Origin of the sequence: Bacillus sp. FSL K6-0268 (assembly GCF_038005425.1) — a bacterium.
GTDB lineage: Bacteria > Bacillota > Bacilli > Bacillales > Bacillaceae_G > Bacillus_A > Bacillus_A thuringiensis_S.
Map to the genome: position 1 here is coordinate 4,649,123 of NZ_JBBOTF010000001.1, position 18,964 is coordinate 4,668,086.

Below are 18,964 nucleotides of genomic sequence, written 5' to 3' on the forward strand. Positions count from 1 at the left end.
CGGGGCAATGATGAAAGTAAATAAAAAACAAGTTATCAAATTATTAGAGACAATCGGGCTTTTTATGGAACTAAAGGGTGCGAATCCATTTAAAATATCTGCATTTCGTAAAGCGGCAGCAGCATTAGAAAGTGACGATCGTAGTCTTTCTGAAATTGAAGATTTCACAAAGATTCCAGGCATCGGAAAAGGAACAGCAGCCGTTATTCAAGAATATATAGAATCGGGAACATCTGAAGTATTACAAGAACTTGAGAAAGAAGTACCAAGTAGCTTATTGCCGTTATTAAAACTACCAGGACTTGGTGGTAAGAAGGTAGCTAAGTTATATAAAGAACTTGGTGTTGTTGATATGGAATCGCTAAAAGCTGTTTGTGAGGAAAATAAAGTACAGGCTTTAGCAGGTTTCGGTAAGAAGACAGAAGAGAAAATATTAGAAGCAATCGATCAAGTAGGCTCTCGTCCAGAGCGTTTACCAATCGCGATGGTATTGCCTATTGCCGGGGAAATAGAGGAGAAATTGTCGAATATTGCTGAAGTAATTCGTTTCTCTCGCGCTGGTAGTTTGCGCCGCGCGAGAGAAACAGTGAAAGATTTAGATTTTATCATTGCAACCACAGAACCAGCAGCGGTACGTGAGCATTTACTACAATTCGATAATATGATTGAAGTAATCGCAAGTGGAGATACGAAAGTTTCGGTTCGTCTTCAATATGAATATGATATTTCAATCGATTTTCGTTTAGTAAAACCAGAAGAGTTTATTACAACTCTTCACCATTTCACAGGATCAAAAGACCATAACGTAAAAATGCGTCAAATCGCAAAAGATAGAGGCGAGAAAATTAGTGAGTACGGTGTAGAAAACTTGGAAACAGGTGAAGTGAAAACATTTGAGAATGAAGAAGACTTCTTCGCTCATTTCGGTCTGCCATTTATTCCGCCAGAAGTGCGTGAAGATGGAAAAGAAATTGAATTAATTAAAGAGTATCCGAACTTAATTCAGTTTTCCGATATACAAGGTGATTTACATATGCATACAACTTGGAGTGACGGTGCTTTTTCTATTGAAGAAATGGTACAAGCGTGCCGTGCTCGTGGATATAAGTTTATGGCGATTACTGATCACTCGCAATATTTGAAAGTAGCGAATGGTTTAACGAAAGAGCGTCTTCGTGAGCAAGCGAAAGAAATTGAACGTATGAATGAAAAGTATCCAGACATTACAATTTTACGCGGAATTGAAATGGACATTTTACCAGATGCCTCGCTTGATTTTGATGATGAAGTATTAGAAGAATTAGACTATGTCATTGGAGCGATCCACTCTAGCTTCTCACAAGACCGTGAAACGATTATGAAGCGTCTGCGTACTGCACTTGAGAATAAACATGTCACAATGATTGCTCATCCGACAGGACGTCTTCTCGGGCGCCGTGAGGGTTATGATGTAGATACAGATTTATTAATTGAACTCGCAAAAGAGACAAATACAGTTTTAGAATTAAATGCGAATCCGAACCGTCTAGATTTAAGCGCGAAATTATTAAAACAAGCACAAGATGCTGGTGTAAAAGTAGCGATTAATACGGATGCTCATACACTTGAAATGTTAGAAGATATGGAAACAGGTGTAGCTGCAGCACGTAAAGGTTGGATTCAAAAAGATAACGTGATTAACACGTGGGATATTGAACGTTTATTAGACTATATTAAACGTAATAAGTAACACAAGGGGGACCTGCAACATGTTAGAAAGAACGTTGCGTGTATTAGAATACAATAAAGTAAAAGAACAATTACTTGAACATACAGCCTCTTCACTTGGCCGTGATAAAGTGAAGCATTTAGTGCCGAGCACTGATTTTGAAGAAATTGTAGAAATGCAAGATACAACGGATGAAGCAGCGAAAGTCATTCGTTTAAAAGGTAGTGCACCATTAGGTGGCATTACGGATATTCGTTCAAATGTGAAGCGTGCAAAGATTGGAAGCATGTTAAGCCCGAATGAGCTACTTGATATTGCGAATACGATGTATGGTAGTCGCAATATGAAACGTTTCATTGAAGATATGGTTGATAACGGTGTCGAGCTTCCGATTTTAGAAACTCATGTCGCTCAAATTGTATCTTTATATGATTTAGAAAAGAAAATTACAAATTGCATCGGTGATGGCGGTGAAGTAGTCGATAGCGCGAGTGATAAACTGCGTGGTATTCGTACTCAAATTCGTACTGCGGAAAGTCGTATTCGTGAAAAGTTAGAAAATATGACGCGTTCTTCAAACGCGCAAAAGATGCTGTCTGACTCGATTGTAACGATTCGTAACGAACGTTACGTAATCCCAGTAAAACAAGAATACCGCGGCGTATATGGTGGTATTGTTCACGATCAATCTGCTTCTGGACAAACGTTATTTATTGAACCGCAAGTCATTGTAGAATTAAATAATGCACTACAAGAAGCACGAGTTAAAGAAAAACAAGAAATTGAACGTATATTATTAATGTTAACAGAAGAAGTGGCAGTAGAAGCCGATATCGTTTTATCAAACGTAGAAGTAGTTGCAAATCTTGATTTCATCTTTGCGAAAGCTTTTTATGCGAAGCGAATTAAAGCAACGAAACCAATCGTAAATAACGAGCGTTATATGGATTTAAGACAAGCTCGTCATCCGCTAATCGATCCAGAAATTATTGTGCCAAATAACATTATGCTAGGTAAAGATTTCACGACAATTGTTATTACAGGACCGAATACAGGTGGTAAAACAGTTACGCTGAAAACAGTTGGTATTTGTGTATTAATGGCGCAATCTGGTCTTCACATTCCAGTAATGGATGAGTCAGAGATTTGTGTATTTAAAAACATCTTTGCTGATATTGGTGATGAGCAGTCGATTGAACAAAGCTTAAGTACGTTCTCCTCACATATGGTGAACATTGTAGATATTTTAGAAAAAGCTGATTTTGAAAGCTTAGTTTTATTTGATGAATTAGGTGCTGGAACAGACCCGCAAGAAGGTGCTGCACTAGCAATTTCGATCTTAGATGAAGTATGTAACCGCGGTGCTCGTGTTGTTGCTACGACGCATTACCCAGAATTAAAAGCATACGGATACAACCGTGAGCAAGTTATTAATGCGAGTGTTGAGTTTGATGTAAATACATTAAGTCCAACTTATAAATTATTAATCGGTGTACCAGGTCGCAGTAACGCCTTTGAAATTTCAAAGCGCCTTGGATTATCTGATCGCGTTATTGATCAAGCACGTAACCACATTAGTACAGATACAAATAAAATTGAAAATATGATTGCGAAGTTAGAAGAAAGCCAGAAGAACGCAGAGCGTGACTGGAACGAAGCAGAGGCACTTCGCAAACAATCTGAGAAACTTCATCGTGAGTTGCAACGTCAAATTATTGAGTTTAACGATGAGCGTGATGAAAAATTATTAAAAGCGCAAAAAGAAGGGGAAGAAAAAGTCGAAGCTGCGAAGAAAGAAGCAGAAGGTATTATTCAAGAACTTCGTCAATTGCGTAAAGCACAGCTTGTAAATGTGAAAGATCATGAGCTTATTGAAGCGAAGAGCCGTCTAGAAGGCACAGCGCCAGAGCTTGTGAAGAAACAAAAAGTAAACGTAAAAAACACTGCGCCGAAACAACAGTTACGGGCAGGTGATGAAGTAAAAGTATTAACGTTCGGTCAAAAGGGTCAATTACTTGAAAAAGTAAGTGATACAGAGTGGAGCGTACAAATCGGTATTCTGAAGATGAAAGTAAAAGAATCTAACATGGAATACATTAACACACCGAAGCAAACAGAGAAAAAAGCAGTCGCAAGTGTGAAGGGTAGAGATTACCACGTTTCATTGGAACTTGATCTTCGCGGTGAACGTTATGAAGATGCAATGATGCGCGTTGAAAAATATTTAGACGATGCCCAGCTTGCAAGTTATCCTCGTGTATCAATCATTCACGGTAAAGGAACAGGAGCGCTTCGCCAAGGTGTACAAGATTACTTGAAGAAGCACCGCGGCGTGAAGAATTACCGTTACGGTGACATGGGCGAGGGAGGCCTAGGCGTAACAGTTGTCGAATTAAAATAGAAAACAACGAAACAAAGGGGAAACCATTATATGTTTATGGACAAACTTGCAAAAGTATTGTTAGCTTGTTGTGGAATATTTTTGGTGATTGGGGTTATTTATTTAGTTGTTTTTGCGAATTGAAAAAGCGTCAATCGTGGCATAATGATATTGCCATAGATTGACGCTTTTAATATATGTGAAAAGGAATAAAACATGAAAATCAACCAATACATAAGCGAAGCAAAATCCTGCTCAAGACGTGAAACAGATCGCCTCATTAAAGCTGGACGCGTGGCTATTAACGGCGAAATATGTACGCACGGTGCACTCGTGAGCGATGGTGATGTAGTAACGATTGATGGGCAGGTTATTGCAAAAGAAGAGAAAGAGAAGGTGTATATAGCCTTTCATAAGCCGGTCGGAATTACTTGTACAGCAGCCGATCATATTGAAGATAATATTATTGATTATATCAATTATCCAGAGCGAATCTTTCCAGTTGGGCGATTAGATAAAGCATCAGAAGGACTTATCTTATTAACGAATGACGGTACGATTGCGAATCAAATTTTACATGGTAATCATGAGCACGAGAAAGAATATGTTGTCACAGTCGATAAACCTTTTACGGACTGGTTTATTAATGAGATGTCCAGCGGTGTAAAGATTAAAGATGGTATGACGAAGCCGTGTAAAGTGACGAGAGTCGATCAATCAACATTTCGTATCATTTTAACGCAAGGGATGAACAGGCAAATTCGTAGAATGAGCCGTGCTTTCGGGTTTACTGTAATAAAGCTAAAGCGAGTACGCATTATGAATATAGAGCTAAATGAGCTTGAAGTAGGAAAGTGGAGGAGCGTTACATCGGAGGAAATAGACATTCTAATAGATCAGTTATAGGGAGGAAAAGTTTTCTCCCAATATTTTTTGTCAGAAAAAATAAAACTATTGATTTTTTAAAAAATAGCCCATATAATAAAAAACAACAAGTTTCGACAAGATATTTTATAAAAGTAATGATGAGGACATGAGTTGTATTTTACGATTCTCAGAGAGGGGAGCCTTAGGCTGTGAGCTTCCTAATACGAAAAGACAAGCTTACCACCTCTAAACTTCAAGAGTGAACTGCATGCATGATGCATTGTAATTCTTGGCGGATAAAACCGTTATCAATTTACACGAGCTATAAAATGAGCTTATTTCGTTATAAATTCATTTTATTAGAATAAGGGTGGAACCACGATTTCAACACTCGTCCCTTTGTTAGGGACGGGTGTTTTTTGCGTTCTTTTACGGGGAAGTGTGCTTGAAAGAGGATATGTGACGGATTCTTTTTCAGAATATTTTGTCAATTAATTATTTTAGGAGGTTAGTAGAAATGAAATCATCTTTAAAGTTTTCAGAGATGTTTGCAATAAGTTTAATGTTATTTGCACTGTTTTTTGGTGCAGGTAATATGATTTTTCCACCAGCGTTAGGGCAAGGTGCTGGAACGGACGTATGGATCGCGCTGTTTGGTTTTATTGTAACAGGCGTTGGACTACCTTTATTAGGCGTAATTGTTATAGCTTTAAAGGGAGATATTAATGAGCTAGCAGGACGTGTACATCCTATATTCGCACTTGTTTTTATCACTGCCATTTATTTATGTTTAGGCGTATTCGTAAGTGTGCCGCGTACAGGAACAGTAGCTTATGAGATGAGTGTTGCACCGTTTTTACCAAGTGAGATAGCAGGTCAGTCATATCCACTTGTTATCTTTACACTTATTTTCTTTGCAGTAACTTTCTATTTAGCTTTAAATCCTTCGAAATTAGTGGGGCGTATTGGTAAAGTGCTAACTCCAATATTATTAGCTGTTATTGCAATTATCGTAGGTAAAGCACTTATTACACCAATTGGAGAATTTGGTGCACCGACAGAAGTGTATAGTGCTCCTCTCTTCAAAGGATTTATTGATGGATATTTAACTTTAGATGGACTTGCAGCACTTGTATTCGGAAATGTTGTAATTCATGCGTTAAAAGAAAAAGGCATTACAAATAAAAATAGTATTGCAAAAGTAACAATCTTTGCAGGATTTATTGCAGCGCTTGGTCTACTACTTGTGTATTTAGCGCTTGCTTATCTTGGAGCTTCTAGTGTGTCACTTGGAATGGGCGCAAACGGAGGAATTATTTTAACAAATGTGGTGAATCATTTATTTGGCAGTTACGGAACTTTATTACTAGGGATCGCAATTACAGCAGCATGTTTAACAACTTCTGTAGGTATTGTTGCAGCTTGTGGTGATTACTTCTCTTCCTTATTACCAAAGCTTTCTTATCAAAAAGTCGTTTTCATTTTCTGTGTATTAGCATTTATGGTAGCAAATCTTGGGTTAACTCAGTTAAATGCATTAGCATTACCAATCTTAATCGCTATCTATCCAATTGGAATCGTACTTATCGTATTATCACTTGTTGAAAACTACGTTCGTCTTCCATTAGCGATGTATGTGGGGGGGATTGTAGGAGCATTTGCAATCAGTTTCTTTGATGGATTACACAATGCAAACCTTCAAATTGCAGCGCTAGCACCTATTTTAGATAAGATTCCATTATATAGTGTAGGAATTGGTTGGTTAGTTCCAGGCATAATCGGTATAGGATTTGGTTATATAGTTTCTAAGTTTCAAAAGCAGGAAATTGCTGTAGAAAAATAGAGAAAAGAGGCTTTCTATAATAGAAAGTCTCTTTTTTTGTAGAAAAAGCCATATATAGAGAAATTCAGATATTAAAAATTTTATACGTAATATAGTTGACAAAAAATTTATGAGTAGGCTAAGATTGACTTAGTTGTGGAAATATTGGAAGGGAAGTGAGGGATAAGGGGTTTCTATAACTATAGTGTTGTTATGGGAAGAGGTGAAAGAAGAGGCGAAGAGATAGTTTATTTTTTTTGATTTATATTGAGAATGATAATCAATAAAAAAGTTTTATAATTTTTTCTCAGTTTCTATGCCTTTGTATAAGGAATAGGGTGAGATATTATTTTTAATATTCAATGAGAATGATAATCAATAATACTTATGTTACATAAAAGAATGCTAATTAAATAATAGGTAAAAGAGATTATTTTTTTCTTATAAATTGAGAATAATTATCATTTTCAAAAAGTGAAATGAAAGATAACCAAGGAGGAAACAAGAAAAATGAAAAAGGTTTCTGTATTACCCGCTTTTATTATAACGTTCGTATGTATGCTAGCTTTTCTTGTAATGCCATACGGAAATGCTTCAGCAAAACTAGCTGATGGTACTTACGATATTAATTACGTAATTCAAAAAGCGGAAAATGATTCAGCTTCAATGGCAAATGACTATTTTGAAAAGCCAGCAAAATTAGTAGTGAAAAACGGTGAGATGAGAGTACAAGTTCCGATGAATCATAGTGCTTGGATTACAGAATTTAAAGCACCAGAGAACGGGGATTTTGTTGATGCGAAAGTTGTTAGTAAAGATGAATCGGCAGATAAAAGAACAGTAGAGTTTAAAGTAGATGATTTATCCAAACCGGCAGCTGTAAAAATTCATGTTGTTGTACCAAATGCAAACTATGACCACCACTACACAATTCGTTTTGCTTTTGATGCAAATGTAAAAGCTGTAGGTGGCGATAACGGCATAGCTGCTACTACAAAAAATAATGATCAAGCGAAAACAGATACACAAGTAAAAGAAGAGAAAACAAAAGTAGAGAGTAAGGAAACAGCTAAAGAAGTGAACAAAGAAACAAAAAATGAAAATGGAAAAGCTGAAAAAACAGATAATCCAAAAACAGGCGATGAAGCACGTATTGGATTGTTTGCAGCGTTAATTCTTATTTCAGGTGCTTTCTTAATTCGTAAAGTGAAGTTGAGTAAATAAATCTTTTGAAGGGTGATGAATATATGTTTAAACAATTTAAAATGATTATTGCCGTATTTGCTGTTTTATTTACGTTTATCGCAACACTAGGTTTACAAGATGCAAAGGCTGCTACAAAACTAGCTGATGGAAAATATAATATTGCTTTTACTGTATGGAAAGGCGATAAAGATGAATCGTCTAGAATGAATAGTTATTTTGAAAGCCCAGCAACATTAACAGTTAAAAATGGAAAACAATATGTTTCATTTAAAGTGAAAGATAGTGCTTCTATTAAAAGTTTCCAAGTAGAAAAAGATGGTCAATTTGTAGAAACAACCGTGTTAAGTGAAAACAAAAAAGATAATACTAGAGTTGTAGAATTTGAAGTTGCTGACTTGTCAAAAAAACTAAATGGCAAGGTGAAAATTAATATTCCAATTATTAATTATAATGCTTCGTATGATATTCGCTTTGTATTTGATGGGAATAGTATTAAATAATTTTCAAAAGGGAGAGTCGTTCCATTGAACAGGTATACAAAAATTATTGTTGCTATGTTTTTAATGATATTTACATTCGTATCAACATTACAACCACTTGCAGTTCAAGCAGCTACCAAGTTGGCTGACGGTGAATATTCAATTGGCTTCAAAGTTTTAAAAGATACATCAGATGAAGAATCAATGATGAATCAATATTCAGTAAGCCCGGGAACTTTAAAAGTGAAGGATGGGAAAAAGAAAGTATCCTTTACATTAACAAATAGTTCATGGATTACGAAGTTTGAAACAGAAAAAGCAGGTAAGCTAGTTGCGACAAATGTAATTAGTGAAGATAAAGAAAAAGATACAAGAGTAGTAGAATTTGATGTAGAAGATGTAGAGAAGGTATTAAATGCAAAAGTAAAAGTAGATATTGATTTTTTAAATTATCATCATGAGTACGACGTTCGTATTGCATTTGATCAAAATAGCATTACACCAATTCATGTAGAAAAACCAAATGAAAAAGAGGACCCAGCTAATAAGCCAGATCCAAATGAAACTACCGATCCAGGTCAGAAGCCCGACCAAAAGCCTGACCCAGATCAACAACCAAATTCTAACACAATTACAGATGGTGCGTACAGCATTCCATTTAAAGTATTAAAAGATCAAACAGATGAAGAATCTAAGATGAATACTTACATGGTAAATCCAGGAGTATTAAAAGTAGAAAACGGTAAGAAAAAAGCAATTGTAACACTAAAAAGTAGCTCATTAATTAAAAATTTCCAAACGGAAAAAGATGGCGCATTTGTTGATGCAAAAGTAGTGAGTGAGGATAAGGAAAAAGATACAAGAGTAGTAGAGTTTGAAGTAAACGATTTATCTAAAAAACTAAATACAAAAGTATTTATCGAAATGGCATCAAGAAATTATAAGCAAACGCATGATGTACAACTTTTATTTGAACAAGATAAACTTGAACAAATTAAAAATGAAGAGAAACAACCAGAAGTAGAAAAACCAGAAGTAGAAAAACCAGAAGTAGAAAAACCAGATGAAAATAAAAAACCAGATGCTGAAACAATTAAAGATGGTGAATACAGCATCAATTTTAAAACGTTAAAAGATCAAACAGACGAAATTTCAATGATGAACACATATACAAAAAGTCCAGGTGTGCTAAAAGTAAAAGATGGTAAGAAGTATGTATCATTTACGTTAACGAACAGTTCTTGGATTACAAAATTTGAATTTGAGAAAAATGGTTCGTTTGTTGATGCAAATGTAATAAGTGAAGATAAAAAAGCTGATACACGCGTAGTGGAAGTAGAAGTGCCAGATTTATCGAAAAAGTTAAATGCAAAAGTAAAAGTAGATATCGATTCAATGAATTATCACCATTTTTACGATATTCAATTTGCATTTGATAAAGGTAGCATTAAGCCGTTAGATAACCAAGGTGGAAACGACAATCAAGGCGGAAACAACAACCAAGGTGGAAATAACAACCAAGGCGGAAACAACAACCAAGGCGGAAACAACAACCAAGGTGGAAACGACAATCAAGGCGGAAATAACAACCAAGGTGGAAACGACAATCAAGGTGGAAACAATAACCAAGATAATAACACAACAATTGATCCAAAAGCTCTTAAAGATGGTGAATACAGCATTGGCTTTAAAGTGTTAAAAGATCAAACAGATGAAATCTCAATGATGAACACATACACAAAAAGCCCAGGTGTATTAAAAGTAAAAGATGGTAAGAAATACGTATCGTTTACATTAACAAATAGTACATGGATTACGAAATTTGAATTTGAGAAGAATGGTTCTTTCGTTAATGCAAAAGTGTTAAGTGAAAATAAAGAACAAAATACAAGAGTAGTAGAAGTAGAAGTAGAAGTAAACGATTTGTCTAAAAAATTAAATGCAAAAGTAAAAGTTGATATTGATTCAATGAATTATCACCATTTCTACGATGTTCAATTTGTATTTGATCAAGACAGTATTAAAGCTTTAGGGAACCAAGGTGGAAACGACAACCAAGGCGGAAACGACAACCAAGGCGGAAACGACAACCAAGGTGGAAACAACAACCAAGGTGGAAATAATAACCCGAGAGTAATAGTTGATCCGAAAAATTTAGTAGATGGCCAATATGATATTACATTTAAAGTATTAAAAGATAAAACAGATGAAATTTCAAAGATGCATGACTATGTTGTAAATCCAGCGAAATTAATCGTAAAAGATGGTAAAAAATACATTGAGATGACGCTGAAAAATAGTGCGTGGATTACGAAATTCCAAACGGAAAACAAGGAACTATTCGCTGATGCGAAAGTAGTAAGCGAAGATAAAAATGCAAATACGCGAGTAGTACAGTTTGAAGTAGAAGATCTATTTAAAAAATTAAACGCAAAAGTAAAGGTAGACATCGATGAGATGAACTATCATCATTTCTACGATGTACAAATTCAATTTGATACAAATAATATCGGCGCGTTAGGAACTATTAAAGAGGAACCGAAGAATGAACCGGAAAATCCAGTGACTACACCGAAAGTAGATAATGTAAAAACAGTAGGTACTCCTGATTTTAACCGAAATGCAGATGGTCAGAAGAAAAAAGAAGATACAAAAAATGATTCAAAAAAAGAGAAAAACTCAAAAACTGCAGATACAGCACAACTTGGTTTATATATGGTGTTACTGCTAGGTTCACTTGCTTTACTAGTTCGTAAATATAGAGCAGGTAGATTGTAATTTTTGGAGTCTTGATGCATGTTCGCGTGCATCAAGACTTGTTTCATATTGTATGGAAGGGAGTGGTGATTGAGAGTGAAGAAAATCGTAAGTGTACTAATGGCTATCATTTTGTTAATGAGTATAGCCGGGTGCTCGTCACCAAAAAAAGAAACAGCAAAGCAGGTAAAGAGTGAGAGTAAAGAGCGCGTTGTTGCAACAACAGTGGCTGTTACTGAAATTATGGATGCGTTAGAAGTAGATTTAGTCGGTGTTCCAACAAGTTCTAAAACTTTACCGAAGCGATATAAAGGTTTACCTGAAGTTGGGAATCCAATGAGTCCAGATATGGAAAAGGTAAAGTCATTAAAGCCTTCAGAAGTGTTATCTGTGACAACACTTGAATACGAATTAAAGCCAGTTTTTGATGGTGTGGGTATGAAAGCAAACTTTTTAGATTTAACGAGTTTAAAAAATATGCAAAGTTCTATTAGCGATTTAGGTAAGAAATATGGACGTGAAAAACAGGCTGAAGCAGTAGTAACTAAGTTAGATAAAAAGGTTGCTAGCATTCAAAAGGAAGTAAAAGGAAAGAAAGAACCGACAGTGCTTATTTTATTAGGTGTGCCGGGAAGTTATTTAGTAGCAACAGAGCATTCTTATATTGGAGATTTAGTAAAACAATTAGGTGGTAAAAATATTGTGCAAGGTGAACAAGTAGAATATTTAGCTTCTAATACAGAGTATTTAAAGAAAGCTGATCCAGATATTATTTTACGAGCAGCTCATGGTATGCCTGATGAGGTTGTAAAAATGTTTGATAAAGAATTTAAAACAAATGATATTTGGAAACACTTTGCTGCGGTTAAAAATAACCGTGTTTATGATTTAGAAGAGCGTTTATTTGGAACGACAGGCAATTTAGCAGCAATTGAAGCTTTAGATGAATTGAAAAAAATGATGTATCCGTGATGCATTTTAATATAAAGGAAGAGTAGAATGAATAAAAAAACTTGGAGTTTCCTCATTGTTACTGCATTGCTCATTGTTATGACATCATTGTCAGCGATGAAAGGGAGTTTAGAAGTAGGTATTGTTGAACTTGTACAAGGGATATTTATAGGTGGAAATGAAGATGTTGAAGTCATTAAAGATTTACGTTTCCCTCGTATTATTATTGCGCTGTTCACTGGAGCGGCTCTTGCTGTTTCAGGGGTGCTTTTTCAAGCTGTTATGAAGAATCCACTCGCTGATGCTGGGGTAATCGGTATATCTTCAGGAGCAAGTTTTATGACACTCGTTATTATTACTTTGTTCCCGCAATTCTTTTTCTGGACCCCCGTATTCGCCTTTTTAGGTGGTGCGCTTGCGTGTTATCTCGTTTATTCGTTTTCATGGAAGTCAGGGTTAAGCCCACTTCGCATTATTTTAATTGGTATTGCCATTAATGCGATGTTTACTGGATTAAATGAATCATTCGTTACGATTTGTGGGTATTTTATTAAAAGTATTAAGCAAACGACGACTTCTAACATAACAATGAAGACGTGGGGCGATGTAGAAATAATGGTGACTTATGGAACGATTGGTCTTATTCTTGCTCTGTTCGTAGGAGCTTGGTGTAACTTATTATCGCTACAAGATAAGACTGCGAAAAACTTAGGCTTGCACGTGACGAGAGTTCGTCTTATTATTTCTGCCATTGCAGTACTCTTAGCGGCAGTATCAACAGCGATTGCAGGTGTTATTGCTTTTGTAGGATTGCTAGTTCCGCATATTTCAAGACAATTGGTCGGTTCAGACCATAAAGTATTAATTCCATTTTCTGCTCTTGCAGGGGCGTTATTAATTTTGACGGCGGATACGATTGGAAGGTTAATTGTGCCACCTAATGAAATTCCAGCAGCAACAATTATGGCGGTTATTGGTGGTCCATTCTTAATATTCTTGCTTAGAAAGAGTGATAAAGTTCATGGAAATTAAAAATGTAACCTTTTCATATGATAACGTAACAAATCGTTTAAAGTCTGTTAGTAGTGAAATAGAAATTGGGAAAATTACAACAATCATTGGCCCGAATGGATGCGGGAAATCAACATTACTTAGTGTCATGTCTAGAAATCACGTTCCTAGCAGTGGAGAAGTAATACTTGATGGGAAAGCGATTAGTGAATATAAACCGAAAGAGTTTGCTAGAAAGCTAGCAGTTGTCCACCAACAAAATGAGGCTCCAGCAGATATTACAGTGGAAAAGCTAATAAGCTTTGGGCGTATGCCATATAAAAATATTTTCTCTCCGCAAACAGATGAAGATAGAGAAGCGATAGAGCGTGCACTAGTATGTACGAATTTACAAAGTAAGCGTGATAAGCCAATCTATGCTTTATCCGGTGGAGAGAGGCAGCGAGTTTGGATCGCAATGACATTAGCTCAAAATACACCAATGCTTTTCTTAGATGAACCGACAACCTATTTAGATATTTACTATCAGCTAGAAATATTAGAATTAGTGAAAGAGTTAAATGAAGTGTATGGATTAACGATTGTAATGGTATTACATGATATTAATCAAGCCATTCGTTATAGCGACCATATTATCGTTATGAAAGATGGAGAGATCATTACGAAAGGTAATCCTAATGATGTAATAACAGAAGAGATGGTTAAAGCAATATATGGTGTAGATGTCATTGTAAAACAGGATGAAGATACTGGATTATATATGGTACCTATGGGAATCTAAAGGCTGAGTATAATCCGTTTTGAGGTGATAATTTGAATAGCAAGAACGGACGGAAAAAGAATTCTTTTTTTCAACGCATACTTACAATTGCGTTTTTAGGAATCTTTTTCTATTCAATGTATGAGTTGGGTGGGATTTTCATGGATTATTATGAAAATCGTAAAGTAATGGCTGAGGCACAACATATTTATAAAAGAAGTCCAATGGAAGAAAAATCGGAAGACGGAGAGGTACGTAAACAGTTTCAGGATCTCCAGAAAATTAATCCAGAGATAGTCGGATGGATTACGATGGATGATACACAAATTAATTATCCAATCGTTCAAGCAAAAGATAATGATTACTATTTATTTCGTAATTATAAAGGTGAAGATATGAGAGCGGGAAGCATTTTTATGGACCATCGTAATGATGTGAAATCTCAAAATCGAAATACGATTTTATATGGCCATCGTATGAAAGACGGTTCTATGTTTGGTAGTTTAAAAAAAATGTTGGATGAAGACTTTTTCATGTCCCATCGTAAATTATATTACGATACATTATTTGAAGGATACGACGTTGAAGTTTTTTCAGTATATACGACAACAACGGACTTTTATTACATTGAAACGGATTTTGAAAATGATGCAGTATATACATCGTTCTTAAAGGAAGTTCAAGAAAAATCACTGTACAAAACGGATACGGAATTGACGGCTAATGATGAAATCGTAACACTTTCTACTTGTGACTATGCGCTTGATCCAGAGGCTGGAAGGCTAGTTATACACGCAAAGTTAGTAAAAAGAAATTAAAGAAAAAAGTATAGAATATGAGAAGTGATAGATAACGCTTCTCATATTCTATACTTTAAAAAAGAACTGTTTTTACTGTGCTGCAGCCATTGGCATACGTACAACTTTTACATCATAGTAAGCAATTTTATTATCAAGAATATATTCTGGCATTCCACCTTGATGTGAGTGAGCATCTTTAAATGCGGCGCTCTTTGTCCAACCTTGGAAATCTTCTTTTGCATTCCATCGAGTGCTAATTGTTACCTCATCATAATCAACTGTATTTTGCGTTAAAAGAACTTCTAGACCTAAAAAGCCTGGCATCGTTTCAACTTTACCTACTTTATTAAAACGCTCAATTAATTTATGTCCATTTCCCTTTGTAATTTTAGCTGTATTTGTAACAATAATCATGTTTATTCCTCCTATAAATGTAGCTATATTTTCAAGAACTCATATACATTAAATGATAATGAAAATCATTATCATTGTCAATGGTAAATGTGAAATATATAATTTTTTTCTATTATTTTGGACAGTGAGATTTCCATTTCAAAACGTAGTAAATATGTGGCGGTTAAGTGCGAGAATGAGCGAGTTGTACTAGCAAAGCAATAATATGGTATAGTGAAACGAGGCTGTTTTTTCGGGCTCGTTTTTTAAATGCTTCCTATAGAGAAAGCATGCAAATGGAAAGGAAGTTATTATATGCGATCAGAAGTAACTATAAAAATAAAACCGAAATTTATAAAAGAAATTAAAAGTGGATATCCACTTATTTTAAAAGATGCAATTCAAAATTTAAACGATGTTCGTGAAGAAGGGACAATCATCAAAGTAGTAGATGAGAAGAACAACTTTGTCGGAAAAGGTTATTATGGAAAACAAAATAAAGGATACGGCTGGATTTTAACGAGAAAAGAGAGTGAACAAATTAATCAATCTTTCTTTGAAAGTAAAATCAAATCTGCCTTACATAAACGAAAACAATTTTATAAATCAAGTGATACGACAGCATTCCGCGCCCTAAACGGTGAAGGTGATGGTCTTGGCGGACTAATTATCGATTATTATGACGGCTACTACGTAGTAAGTTGGTATAGTGAAGGGATTTATACTTTCAGAGATGAGATTATAGCAGCTCTGCAAAAAGTAGCAAACTTTAAAGGCATTTATGAGAAGAAGCGTTTTGATACGAAAGGGAAATATATTGAGGGTGATGATTTCGTAGCAGGAGAGCGCGGTGAGTTCCCGCTTATCGTAAAAGAGAACGGTGTGAACTTCGCTGTTTATTTAAATGACGGGGCAATGGTTGGTGTATTTTTAGATCAACGTAACGTTCGAAAACAAATTCGTGATAAATATGCAAAGGGAAGAACAGTGTTAAATATGTTCTCTTATACAGGTGCTTTCTCTGTATTTGCAGCGCTTGGCGGAGCGAGTAAAACGACGAGTGTTGACCTTGCAAATCGTAGTTTAAGTAAAACGATTGAGCAGTTTAGTGTCAATGAAGTTGATTATGAAGCACAAGATATTATTGTAGAAGATGTATTTCTTTACTTCAAATATGCAGCTAAGAAAAAGATGAAATTTGATATGGTCGTACTTGATCCTCCAAGCTTCGCCCGATCAAAAAAATATACATTTAGTGCAGCAAAAGATTATAAAAATTTATTGAAAGAAACAATTGCTATTACAGAAAATAACGGTATTATCGTTGCTTCTACAAATTGTAGTGCATTCGATATGAAAAAGTTTAAAGGCTTTATCGATACAGCCTTTAAAGAAATGAATGGCAAATATAAAATATTAGAAGAACATTCTTTACCAGAAGATTTCCGTACCATTGATCAATTTAAAGAAGGAGACTATTTAAAAGTAGTTTTCATCGAGAAAATTAAAGGTTAATAAAGAAAAAGGAGCTCGAGTTTACTTGAGCTCCTATTCTTATTGAACGATATTTTGTACTCTACCGACTTGCCCGTCCTGCAATCGCACTTTAATGCCATGTGGATGGGAAGGGGAGTTTGTTAAAATATCTTTTACAATGCCACGTGTTAATTTGCCTGTTCGTTGATCTTGTTTTAATACAATATCAACTTCAAGGCCGGGTGCGATATTAGAACGTTTTTGTCCGTTCATTTACACACCTGTACGTCTACGTTGGTTGTTTGTCTTCTTTGTTTGTTGGTTTTGTAATTTTTTCGTTTCTTGGTTTTGATTTTTTGCATTTTGACCATTTCCATTTCCTTGCTTTTTCTTAGCAAGTTGTTCACGCATTAAATCAGCTAAGCTTACTTTTTTGTTTTCTGACATGATAAGTCTCCTTTATATAAAGTTAATTATGAACAATCGTAGTGAATTTCATCATATCATTGTTAAGGAAGGAAGGGAAGTTGGTTTGAAAATTCATATAACTGTTTCCAGCATTCATTCGTTGCGATACAATTGATATGTTAATGTTTGTAAAAAAAGGGGATAGACATATGTCACATCATATTTTATTAGTTGAAGATGATATTTCAATTCAAGAGATGGTGGAAAAATATTTATTAAAGGAAGGCTTTCAAGTTACGATGGCGTCTGACGGGGAAGCAGGGGTGCAAACCTTTTTTAAATCATCTTTTGATTTAGTGATCCTTGATATAATGATGCCGAAGTTAGACGGATTAGAGGTTGTACGTATTATTCGTGAAAAAAGTGCTGTTCCGATTTTAATGATGTCGGCAAAAGATACAGATGTTGATAAAGCTGTTGGCTTAGGACTTGGAGCAGATGATTACATTTGTAAGCCATTTTCTATGATTGAATTGGCTGCACGTGTAAAAGCAGGGATTCGGCGGTCTACGAAATACTCGGCTACAGAAACAACAGAAAAGATGATTCAGATTGGCGATTTAACAATCGATCCAATTAATTTTACTGTAGAAAAAAACGGGAACCCTCTCAAGCTCACTTTAAAAGAATTTGAGATTTTAAAACTGTTCGTAAAAAATCAAAATCGTGTATTTACAAAAGCGCAAATATATACGTTAGTTTGGAATGAAGAGTATTACGGTGATGATAACGTTATTAATGTTCATATGAGAAGATTGCGTGAGAAAATTGAAAGTGATCCATCTAATCCAGAATATATTAAAACGTTATGGGGCATCGGCTATAAGTTGGAAGTGATGTAATATGGTCAATTTGTTAATAGGTATTATTTTTATATTGTTATGTGTTATTTATATGCAATATAAAATGAGAAAACATAGTAGTAAAAATTTACGATACACATATGAAAAGTTAGAAAGTATTGTAAATGACAAAACAGGCGAGACGTTACTCGTTATGACAGATGATCTAGAATTGCAAAAATTATTAGTGGCAATTAATCAATTATTAGATGCAAAACAGAAAACGAATGCAGATCATGCCAAAGTAGAAATTTCGATGAGAAAAATGCTTTCAAATATTTCGCATGACTTGAAAACACCACTAACAGTTATTCTTGGATATACAGAAATGTTAAATAAGGATAAAACGATAAGTGAAGAAGAACAACAAATATTACTTGAAAAAGTGCATACGAAAACATTAGAAGTGATGGAGCTAATTCATAAGTTTTTTGATTTGGCAAAATTAGAATCTGGTGACAAAGCAATTGAAATGACAAAAGTAAATATGAATGAAGTTTGCCGCGAGAAGATTTTATCTTTTTATGATTTAGTGACGACGAAAGGTTTTCAGGTTCATATTGATATACCAGAAAGAAATATATACGCACTTGGAAATGTAGAAGTATTAGGCAGAGTATTGAATAATTTAATATCAAATGCAATTACATATGGAGATGATGGAAAGACACTCGGTATGACTTTAAGAGATGATGAAACGAGTGTGTATATAGACGTATGGGATAAAGGAAAAGGAATTGATGAATCTCATATTGATAAAGTGTTTGAGCGAATGTACACACTTGAAGATTCAAGAAATAGATCGTACCAAGGAAGCGGTCTAGGATTAACGATTACGAAACGGCTTGTGGAAGCGATGGACGGAGAAATACATCTTTCTAGTAAGCCCTATGAAAAAACAATTTTTACAGTTGTATTAAAAAAGATGCTGTTTTAGCTTGTAGAGAAGTAAATTCTACAAGCTTTTTTTCAGCGTAAGGAATTTGTAAGGAACGGGTAAGAAAAAAGAGATTTCTGTTGTCTATTATAGAAATATAGAGTATT

Annotated in this window: 17 protein-coding genes and 1 other annotated feature; of the genes, 14 read left to right on the plus strand and 3 right to left on the minus strand. The window is 35.0% G+C overall.

Features of this window, described 5'->3' with window-relative positions:
- Positions 1-10: 10 nt before the first annotated feature.
- The 11 genes from polX (at position 11) to srtB (ending at position 14,759) form a co-directional block, all read left to right on the plus strand.
- Entirely contained in the window at positions 11-1,729 is a 1,719-nt protein-coding gene (gene polX / locus MHI28_RS24250) for a DNA polymerase/3'-5' exonuclease PolX (protein WP_000867525.1), read from the plus strand.
- Positions 1,730-1,748: 19 nt separating this feature from the next.
- On the plus strand, positions 1,749-4,109 hold the full coding sequence (locus MHI28_RS24255) for an endonuclease MutS2 (protein ID WP_000893725.1): 2,361 nt from the start codon (positions 1,749-1,751) through the stop codon (positions 4,107-4,109).
- A 195-nt stretch (positions 4,110-4,304) separates the two neighbouring features.
- Positions 4,305-4,994, plus strand: coding sequence for a 23S rRNA pseudouridine(2604) synthase RluF (locus tag MHI28_RS24260; RefSeq protein ID WP_086413545.1), 690 nt, complete (start codon positions 4,305-4,307; stop codon positions 4,992-4,994).
- A 107-nt stretch (positions 4,995-5,101) separates the two neighbouring features.
- Positions 5,102-5,357: a binding site (T-box leader), on the plus strand.
- A 115-nt stretch (positions 5,358-5,472) separates the two neighbouring features.
- Positions 5,473-6,798: a branched-chain amino acid transport system II carrier protein BrnQ6 gene (gene brnQ6 / locus MHI28_RS24265; protein WP_000842652.1), complete on the plus strand. Its 1,326-nt coding sequence runs from the start codon at positions 5,473-5,475 to the stop codon at positions 6,796-6,798.
- A 489-nt stretch (positions 6,799-7,287) separates the two neighbouring features.
- Entirely contained in the window at positions 7,288-8,001 is a 714-nt protein-coding gene (gene isdC / locus MHI28_RS24270) for a heme uptake protein IsdC (RefSeq protein WP_000757956.1), read from the plus strand.
- A gap of 23 nt (positions 8,002-8,024) precedes the next feature.
- Complete coding sequence (locus MHI28_RS24275) at positions 8,025-8,483, plus strand: NEAT domain-containing protein (protein ID WP_000476164.1); 459 nt, start codon at positions 8,025-8,027, stop codon at positions 8,481-8,483.
- 24 nt (positions 8,484-8,507) lie between these two features.
- Positions 8,508-11,240 carry an NEAT domain-containing protein gene (locus MHI28_RS24280; RefSeq protein WP_340828318.1) on the plus strand — a complete coding sequence of 911 codons (2,733 nt, stop codon included), beginning with the start codon at positions 8,508-8,510 and terminating at the stop codon, positions 11,238-11,240.
- 69 nt (positions 11,241-11,309) lie between these two features.
- Complete coding sequence (gene isdE, locus MHI28_RS24285; RefSeq protein ID WP_001264109.1) at positions 11,310-12,191, plus strand: heme ABC transporter substrate-binding protein IsdE; 882 nt, start codon at positions 11,310-11,312, stop codon at positions 12,189-12,191.
- A gap of 27 nt (positions 12,192-12,218) precedes the next feature.
- Complete coding sequence (locus MHI28_RS24290) at positions 12,219-13,202, plus strand: FecCD family ABC transporter permease (RefSeq protein ID WP_001036829.1); 984 nt, start codon at positions 12,219-12,221, stop codon at positions 13,200-13,202.
- A complete protein-coding gene (locus tag MHI28_RS24295) occupies positions 13,192-13,962 on the plus strand; it encodes an ABC transporter ATP-binding protein (RefSeq protein ID WP_000403765.1) in 771 nt (256 codons plus the stop codon). Before MHI28_RS24290 ends, MHI28_RS24295 begins: the two co-directional genes overlap by 11 nt.
- Before the next feature lie 32 nt (positions 13,963-13,994).
- Positions 13,995-14,759: a class B sortase gene (srtB, locus tag MHI28_RS24300; RefSeq protein WP_002162479.1), complete on the plus strand. Its 765-nt coding sequence runs from the start codon at positions 13,995-13,997 to the stop codon at positions 14,757-14,759.
- A 72-nt stretch (positions 14,760-14,831) separates the two neighbouring features.
- Here the strand turns inward: srtB and isdG are convergent, their stop codons facing one another.
- The gene (gene isdG / locus MHI28_RS24305; RefSeq protein WP_000587818.1) at positions 14,832-15,155 is read right to left on the minus strand and encodes a heme oxygenase; all 324 of its coding nucleotides are present in this window, start codon (positions 15,153-15,155) and stop codon (positions 14,832-14,834) included.
- A 294-nt stretch (positions 15,156-15,449) separates the two neighbouring features.
- On the opposite strand from isdG, the gene MHI28_RS24310 reads away from it, so the two are divergent.
- The gene (locus MHI28_RS24310) at positions 15,450-16,649 is read left to right on the plus strand and encodes a class I SAM-dependent rRNA methyltransferase (RefSeq protein WP_001255945.1); all 1,200 of its coding nucleotides are present in this window, start codon (positions 15,450-15,452) and stop codon (positions 16,647-16,649) included.
- A gap of 39 nt (positions 16,650-16,688) precedes the next feature.
- On the opposite strand, the gene MHI28_RS24315 is transcribed toward MHI28_RS24310, so the two are convergent.
- Positions 16,689-16,883: a YwbE family protein gene (locus tag MHI28_RS24315; RefSeq protein WP_001014310.1), complete on the minus strand. Its 195-nt coding sequence runs from the start codon at positions 16,881-16,883 to the stop codon at positions 16,689-16,691.
- Positions 16,884-17,057, minus strand: a complete 174-nt coding sequence (locus tag MHI28_RS24320; RefSeq protein WP_001293576.1) for a hypothetical protein — start codon at positions 17,055-17,057, stop codon at positions 16,884-16,886.
- A gap of 170 nt (positions 17,058-17,227) precedes the next feature.
- Here MHI28_RS24320 and MHI28_RS24325 point away from each other — a divergent pair, with 170 nt between their 5' ends.
- Both MHI28_RS24325 and MHI28_RS24330 read left to right on the plus strand, forming a co-directional pair.
- Entirely contained in the window at positions 17,228-17,920 is a 693-nt protein-coding gene (locus MHI28_RS24325; protein WP_000018046.1) for a response regulator transcription factor, read from the plus strand.
- A 1-nt stretch (position 17,921) separates the two neighbouring features.
- The gene (locus MHI28_RS24330; protein ID WP_000247670.1) at positions 17,922-18,857 is read left to right on the plus strand and encodes a HAMP domain-containing histidine kinase; all 936 of its coding nucleotides are present in this window, start codon (positions 17,922-17,924) and stop codon (positions 18,855-18,857) included.
- Positions 18,858-18,964 lie beyond the last annotated feature (107 nt).

What these genes read in the sequence shown, in the direction of transcription:
- polX (WP_000867525.1), top strand. Translation starts at nt 11, where the DNA reads ATGAAAGTAAATAAAAAACAAGTTATCAAATTATTAGAGACAATCGGG.
- MHI28_RS24255 (WP_000893725.1), top strand. Translation starts at nt 1,749, where the DNA reads ATGTTAGAAAGAACGTTGCGTGTATTAGAATACAATAAAGTAAAAGAA.
- MHI28_RS24260 (WP_086413545.1), top strand. Translation starts at nt 4,305, where the DNA reads ATGAAAATCAACCAATACATAAGCGAAGCAAAATCCTGCTCAAGACGT.
- brnQ6 (WP_000842652.1), top strand. Translation starts at nt 5,473, where the DNA reads ATGAAATCATCTTTAAAGTTTTCAGAGATGTTTGCAATAAGTTTAATG.
- isdC (WP_000757956.1), top strand. Translation starts at nt 7,288, where the DNA reads ATGAAAAAGGTTTCTGTATTACCCGCTTTTATTATAACGTTCGTATGT.
- MHI28_RS24275 (WP_000476164.1), top strand. Translation starts at nt 8,025, where the DNA reads ATGTTTAAACAATTTAAAATGATTATTGCCGTATTTGCTGTTTTATTT.
- MHI28_RS24290 (WP_001036829.1), top strand. Translation starts at nt 12,219, where the DNA reads ATGAATAAAAAAACTTGGAGTTTCCTCATTGTTACTGCATTGCTCATT.
- MHI28_RS24295 (WP_000403765.1), top strand. Translation starts at nt 13,192, where the DNA reads ATGGAAATTAAAAATGTAACCTTTTCATATGATAACGTAACAAATCGT.
- isdG (WP_000587818.1), bottom strand. Translation starts at nt 15,155, where the DNA reads ATGATTATTGTTACAAATACAGCTAAAATTACAAAGGGAAATGGACAT.
- MHI28_RS24310 (WP_001255945.1), top strand. Translation starts at nt 15,450, where the DNA reads ATGCGATCAGAAGTAACTATAAAAATAAAACCGAAATTTATAAAAGAA.
- MHI28_RS24315 (WP_001014310.1), bottom strand. Translation starts at nt 16,883, where the DNA reads ATGAACGGACAAAAACGTTCTAATATCGCACCCGGCCTTGAAGTTGAT.
- MHI28_RS24320 (WP_001293576.1), bottom strand. Translation starts at nt 17,057, where the DNA reads ATGTCAGAAAACAAAAAAGTAAGCTTAGCTGATTTAATGCGTGAACAA.
- MHI28_RS24325 (WP_000018046.1), top strand. Translation starts at nt 17,228, where the DNA reads ATGTCACATCATATTTTATTAGTTGAAGATGATATTTCAATTCAAGAG.
- MHI28_RS24330 (WP_000247670.1), top strand. Translation starts at nt 17,922, where the DNA reads ATGGTCAATTTGTTAATAGGTATTATTTTTATATTGTTATGTGTTATT.